Origin of the sequence: Vibrio sp. 2096 (assembly GCF_033339595.1) — a bacterium.
GTDB lineage: Bacteria > Pseudomonadota > Gammaproteobacteria > Enterobacterales > Vibrionaceae > Vibrio > Vibrio alginolyticus.
On sequence record NZ_JAWOUX010000032.1, the window covers coordinates 1 to 6,398 of the forward strand.

5 protein-coding genes and 4 tRNA genes are annotated in these 6,398 nt (G+C 42.7%); 3 read left to right on the top strand and 6 right to left on the bottom strand.

What is annotated here, in order from left to right; all coding sequences use genetic code 11:
* Window positions 1-180: 180 nt before the first annotated feature.
* The 4 genes from R7Q41_RS23450 to R7Q41_RS23465 form a co-directional block, all read right to left on the bottom strand.
* Window positions 181-256: transfer RNA gene (locus R7Q41_RS23450), tRNA-Thr, on the bottom strand.
* Window positions 257-269: 13 nt separating this feature from the next.
* A tRNA-Gly gene (locus R7Q41_RS23455) sits at window positions 270-344 on the bottom strand.
* 35 nt (window positions 345-379) lie between these two features.
* Window positions 380-464 (bottom strand) — tRNA-Tyr (locus tag R7Q41_RS23460).
* A 36-nt stretch (window positions 465-500) separates the two neighbouring features.
* Window positions 501-576, bottom strand: a tRNA-Thr gene (locus tag R7Q41_RS23465).
* A 205-nt stretch (window positions 577-781) separates the two neighbouring features.
* Between R7Q41_RS23465 and coaA the strand changes: the two genes are divergently transcribed.
* Window positions 782-1,705 (top strand): type I pantothenate kinase, encoded by a 924-nt coding sequence (gene coaA, locus R7Q41_RS23470; protein ID WP_005388683.1) that lies wholly within the window; start codon window positions 782-784, stop codon window positions 1,703-1,705.
* A gap of 7 nt (window positions 1,706-1,712) precedes the next feature.
* Here coaA and birA read toward each other — a convergent pair whose 3' ends face one another.
* Together birA and murB are read right to left on the bottom strand one after the other, a co-directional pair.
* On the bottom strand, window positions 1,713-2,678 hold the full coding sequence (gene birA / locus R7Q41_RS23475) for a bifunctional biotin--[acetyl-CoA-carboxylase] ligase/biotin operon repressor BirA (RefSeq protein ID WP_130545443.1): 966 nt from the start codon (window positions 2,676-2,678) through the stop codon (window positions 1,713-1,715).
* Entirely contained in the window at window positions 2,675-3,718 is a 1,044-nt protein-coding gene (murB, locus tag R7Q41_RS23480) for a UDP-N-acetylmuramate dehydrogenase (protein ID WP_053306556.1), read from the bottom strand. The genes birA and murB overlap by 4 nt, the downstream gene beginning before the upstream one ends.
* A gap of 101 nt (window positions 3,719-3,819) precedes the next feature.
* On the opposite strand from murB, the gene R7Q41_RS23485 reads away from it, so the two are divergent.
* Window positions 3,820-4,251, top strand: coding sequence for a GNAT family N-acetyltransferase (locus tag R7Q41_RS23485; protein WP_031781233.1), 432 nt, complete (start codon window positions 3,820-3,822; stop codon window positions 4,249-4,251).
* 71 nt (window positions 4,252-4,322) lie between these two features.
* Window positions 4,323-5,663, top strand: a complete 1,341-nt coding sequence (pssA, locus tag R7Q41_RS23490) for a CDP-diacylglycerol--serine O-phosphatidyltransferase (RefSeq protein ID WP_005388686.1) — start codon at window positions 4,323-4,325, stop codon at window positions 5,661-5,663.
* Window positions 5,664-6,398: the final 735 nt, after the last annotated feature.

Below are 6,398 nucleotides of genomic sequence, written 5' to 3' on the forward strand. Positions count from 1 at the left end.
TGTTTTACCGTGGTCAACGTGGCCGATAGTACCAACGTTAACGTGCGGTTTCGTACGTTCAAATTTTTCTTTAGACATGAGTGGTCCCTCTAGGTACGGATTTAGGTGGCCCAAATTGACCACGCAACCAAAAAAAGATAATTGGTAAATCTAATATCAAAAGGAAATAAACTTGAGAGCTGGTGCTGATAGGCAGACTCGAACTGCCGACCTCATCCTTACCAAGGATGCGCTCTACCACCTGAGCTATATCAGCACTCAAATTAGAGTGGAGCGGGCAGCGGGAATCGAACCCGCATCATCAGCTTGGAAGGCTGAGGTAATAGCCATTATACGATGCCCGCAACACGTAACTCTGAGAGCTATTTCCTAAAGAATATGGTGGAGGGGGACGGATTCGAACCATCGAAGGCAGTGCCGGCAGATTTACAGTCTGCTCCCTTTGGCCACTCGGGAACCCCTCCAAATTTTCAAGCCATTCAGACTACTAAAGGAAAGAATGGTGCCGACTACCGGAATCGAACTGGTGACCTACTGATTACAAGTCAGTTGCTCTACCTACTGAGCTAAGTCGGCATAAGTGGTGCGCATTCTATTGAATGATTTTCTAGGTTGCAATAGTAATTTAAAAAAAAATCATAAATTTCGATTTTTTAGATTCGTTTGCTGCAAATTCGTACAAACTTAGCTTTTTTAAAGTAAACTTCGACCTTTGTCGTTTGCTTTGAAGTTCGCTTGATGTATGTTCTTGCTTCTATTAAACCAAGGATAAAAGAGACCCATGAGTCCATTTTTGTCATTTGACCGTGCAAATTGGGCCGAGTTAAGAAACTCTGTACCGATGACACTTTCTGAAGACGACTTGACTGCGCTTCAGGGCATTAATGAAAACCTAACCATGGAGGAAGCGGTAGAGATCTACCTTCCTTTGTCTCGTCTTTTGAATCTGTATGTCCAGGCTCGTCAAAGCCGCAATTCCGTATTACAACAATTCTTAAATACAGAGGAACATGCTCCCCCTTTCGTAATTGGTATCGCTGGCAGTGTTGCTGTAGGCAAAAGTACGACTGCTCGTATTCTAACGGCATTGCTTTCTCGTTGGGAGAATCATCCCAAAGTCTCCTTGGTTACAACAGATGGCTTCCTATATCCGAAAAAAGTACTAGAAGAACGCGGTATCATGCATCGTAAAGGCTTCCCTGAATCCTATGATATCAAGCGTTTAGTCGAGTTCATGTCTGACGTAAAGGCAGGAAAGCCCGATCTTGAAGTACCCATTTACTCTCACATCACGTATGACATTACTGATGAACTAAGAAAAGTGGATAGACCGGATGTTCTTATTATTGAAGGTTTAAACGTTCTGCAAAGTGGAATGGACTATCCACATGACCCGCATCGTGTCTTTGTATCTGACTTTTTAGATTTTTCAATTTATGTCGACGCAGAAACAGAGACCATTGAACATTGGTACGTAGAACGCTTTTTAAAGTTTCGCCAAGGGGCCTTTACGAAACCAGGCTCTTATTTTAGCCACTACACACAACTCTCTGTCGATGACGCAAAGAAAAAAGCAAAGCAAATTTGGCATGATATTAATGGGCTCAATTTAGAATTGAATATTCTTCCAACTCGTGAGAGAGCCCACTTGATTCTACACAAAGGCGTTAACCACTTGGTTGATAAAGTCTCGTTGCGAAAGTAATCGAAGCTTAGTCACTTTTACGCAACGAGATTTCACCACCAATATAAGTCTCTAGTCCTTGGGAGGTTTCGATTAATATTCCACCTTGATGATCGATGCCTCGAACGACGCCATGTACCTCTCTAGGCCCAATAAGCAGTTTGACCTGACGATTAAGGAAATTGTCTAACCGATTCCAACGTTCGATAAAGCCAGTAAGTCCTTTCATTTCATATTCGACAAGTGCGGAATTCCAATGCTTAATAAGAGTCATTGCTAGAACATTTCTATCGATCTTGAGACTCTGATTTACTTGGTTCAACGTGGTCCATGGCTGGTCAATCTCAGGCTGGTCGTCAGGCATTCCAATATTCAGGCCCATCCCAATCACTAGATGAGCAGCCCCACCGGCCTGACCCGACATTTCAACCAAGATTCCGGCCAGTTTTTTATCTTGATAATACAAGTCATTCGGCCACTTGAGTTTAACACCTTGCATGCCTACTTCTTCCAGAGCTTCCACTGCGGCAATCCCAATCACCAAGCTCAAGCCCATTGCCGCAGCCATTCCCGCATCCAGTCGCCAATACATAGAGAGATATAAGTTAGAGCCAAACGGTGAGACCCATTGTCTACCGCGGCGACCACGACCTTGCGCTTGATATTCAGCAATACAAACACGGCCCTTTTCCGAATCCGCGACTCTGTCGAGCAAATACTGGTTCGTTGAGTCAATCACAGGGACAAGTTCAACAAGTGACTCCGAGCTAGTGGTAAGGAGTGTCTCGTCTAACAACTGCAATGGTGAAGCTAATTGGTAACCGCGCCCTTGCACTCGATAAATATCAATACCCCATTCACTAAGACCTTTAATGTGCTTAGCGATTGCCGCTCTGGAAACATTAAGATCGTCGCCCAACGCTTCTCCTGAATGAAACTCTCCATCACTTAATAACTTTAAAATATGAAGTTTCGTAGAGTGATCTTTTCTCATCTAGATGCCTCGATCTGAGTCAAATTGGTCTCCCCGGTACGATTGAGAAAGCGTACTTCATGCTCAAGTATGATTTGGTATTTGTCCCATACTGTCTGCTTCACTAAAGAAGCAAGCGCGACAATGTCATCAGCACTACAATTATCTATGTTGGTCAAAACCAAAGCTTGCATAGGGTTGACCTGCGCACCATGTACAGACTTCCCCTTTAATCCACACTGATCAATAAGCCAACCAGCAGCAATTTTCATTCCTCCAGAAGCTGGGTAGGCTACTACGTTAGGGTATTTTTTTGTGAGTCGATCATAGTGATCTTGCGTGATCACTGGGTTTTTAAAGAAACTACCTGCGTTACCTATCTTGGTTGGATCTGGCAGTTTTGCCTTTCGCACTTGGCATACTCGTTCGAAGATAGAAGCAGGGCTGAGTTGTTCTTCTGGGATACTTTGTAAAGGACCGTACTGGTTAATCGGCTGCCATTGCTTCGCCAACTTAAGCCCTAATGCGGTGATAAAGCACTTTCCGTGCAACGCATGTTTAAATATGGAATCCCTATAGGCAAACTCACAGTCTTGGGCGTGCATTCTTTTGTTTTCAAACGTAGTTAGATCAAGAACATCTACATAATCACAGATGTCTTTTAGCTCTAGGCCATACGCACCAATGTTCTGAATAGGAGCCGAGCCAGCACAACCTGGAATCAAAGCTAAGTTCTCAATCCCACCGATCCCCTGATTCACACACCAGGAAACCAATTCAGGCCAATCTTCACCACCGGCAATATGTAATAGGTAGTGCTCATCCGTTTCCGTGACTTCTTTACCCATGATTCGATTAACAATCACTAATCCCTCAAAATGTTCTGTAAAAAGAACATTACTTCCTTTACCTAAAAAAAGTTTCGGTAAATGGGTGAATCTTGGGTTTTGAAATAGCTCAATAACATCTTCAAGCGACTCAACGATAGCTAAATAGGAACACGATTGTTCAATTCCAAAAGTATGGTAAGCCTTTAGGCTCGCATTTGTTTTAATTTGCATAGTAGGTTTGCAACACCAGATAAGATTCTCTTAAACTGTCGACATTCTACATTAGTTATCTTTTAACCGCAGTGACAATACCAGACTCATTAATCATAGAAGTGTTAAATCCCATCAAGCTCCCCCTCATTAAGAAACTATACAAAGCGTATTACCCTGCGGGTCGAGCCAAAAAAGATGAATTGATCATTACAGCAAGCCATAAAGGTGAAATCATTGCGTTACTACGTTTAAAAAGTGTAGATAAAGTTCGTCTATTGACAGGAATGTTGGTCATTCCGAAAGTTAGGGGAACAGGGATTGGAAAAGAACTACTAACTCATTGTAAAAACAATGTTTTCACTGATGGCGATTATTGCTTCGCGTTTACACATCTCGAATCCTATTATTCCAAGCATGGATTCACAACAATTGATTGCTCTGAGCTACCACACCCGCTAAAAATGGCATTTCAACGTTATGTAGATAGCGGTAAAGATCTCATTCCAATGCAATTCATCTCTTCAACGACATCAAAACGCGTGCTTTTGTAGCCAGGTAAATCATATCTTTGATAAAATGGCAGGTTCGCAATATTGCACTAAACTAAGGTACTCATACCGATATGATAGTAAGTAGGAATCCATTCGAACAGTTGCCAAGTCTCGCTGTCAATCCGGAAGACTTTGATGTCCTGTATTCAGCAGAATCATTCAGAACCCGTCTTTTAGATGCTATCAGCAAAGCAACGTCGCGAATTTACCTAGTCGCTCTATATCTGGAAGATGATGAAGCTGGACGTGAAATTCTCACTGCGCTTTATGAAGCGAAACAGCGCAATCCTGGGTTGGACATCAATATCTGTGTCGACTGGCATCGAGCGCAGCGTGGCCTGATTGGTGCGGAGACATCTGAGGGTAATTCAGCGCTTTACAAAGCATATGCCAGCAAGTACCAACACCCAATCCCTGTCTATGGCATACCAGTGCGTGGCAGAGAAGTTTTTGGGGTACTGCATTTAAAAGGCTTCATTGTCGATGATACTGTTATCTACAGTGGGGCGAGCTTAAATAACGTTTATCTCCATTATCATGAACGTTATCGATTTGATCGTTACCATGTGATTCGACATGAATCTTTAGCGAATTCAATGGTGCAATTCATTCAGGAAGAGATGATTGCTCACCCTGCCGTTAATGATCTTGCAGGAAAAGATAAGCCAGAAACCAAAGAAATAAAGTCGGCGATTCGCCAACTGAGGGCTTCTCTTGCTCAAGCCAACTATAAGTTTGAAGACCAAGCTGCAACAGAAGAAAGTGTAAAAGTCACTCCGTTAGTTGGGCTAGGCAAACGCCGTAATCTGCTCAATCAACAGATTGTAAAGTTATTGGCAGCAGCCCAAGACGAAATTTTCATTTGTACGCCTTACTTTAACTTCCCTAAAGCACTTCATCGTGAAGTGAAACGAGCCATGAAGCGTGGTGTGAAAGTAACTATTGTTGTGGGTGATAAAACCGCCAATGACTTTTACATTGCACCTGAGGAAGACTTTAAAACCATTGGCGGACTTCCATATCTTTACGAAGTGAATTTGCGTCGCTTTGCGAAAGCCAATGAAGCGAATATCGCAGCACGTAAATTGTCAATTCACCTATGGAAGCATGACAATAACAGCTTCCACCTTAAGGGTATTTGGGTTGATAAACGCTATATGCTACTTACTGGGAATAACCTAAATCCACGTGCTTGGTCACTCGACCTAGAAAATGGGCTACTCATACAAGACAATTATGCGAAGCTCACTGAGAAGTTTGAAGACGAAGTTTCGCGTATTCTTGAGCATACTCACCTTATCTGTACTTATAAGCAATTAGAGAAAGTAGAAGACTATCCTATAGGGGTACAGCGACTGGTCAGAAAAATCACCCGCCTAAAGGCAGATGGTGTTTTAAAACGTATTCTTTAGACATCATTTCTCGCTCTAAAGTACGTCGAGATTTTTATACTAAGCCAACCGCTTTAGCAGTTGGCTTTTTCATATAATCCATTTGGAATACTTAACTATTTTCTAGTACCGCTAGTGTGCACATAACCACTTAGATCTAGAGCGACTCTCTTAATGGGTTTGAGCTTTGACGTTTGTGAGTATTCCGCATAGCTTACAGCCTCGAGCTAAGCTACCCCTCTCTGTTCTGGCGCTTCTTACCCTTTGGCGATATATTTTTTCTGAGACTCGTCAAATGTTCAGCGTCGAAAATCATCACCTCGCTAATGAAGAGCTCCTTCAATCTTTCACCTTCCAATTCTTTTCAAGTCGTTTGATTTTTGAGCCAGGAGAGATTGGGGGTATATATGACGCTTTTCTGGATTATGCGCACAGTTCGTTTTTTCTTTCTCATCAAGATTCAAGCCGTTGAACGCCTTTGAATACCATAGATTACTTAGGTTTGTTTGTAGGTCATATTGTCTTTCCACAGCATCAACGGCCTATATTAATTAAAGCATAGTGTGTAATCACGCAAAGTTCACTTAGTAGGGATTATGGGGAGTAGTCTAATTAGGTGTAAACACACTTCAGGGAAACGCCGCAGTAGAAACGAAAAAAGCCCCAGTCTTTCGACTGGGGCTTAATATAAGTGGCGGAGTGGACGGGACTCGAACCCGCGACCCCCGGCGTGACAGGCCGGTATTCTAACCAACT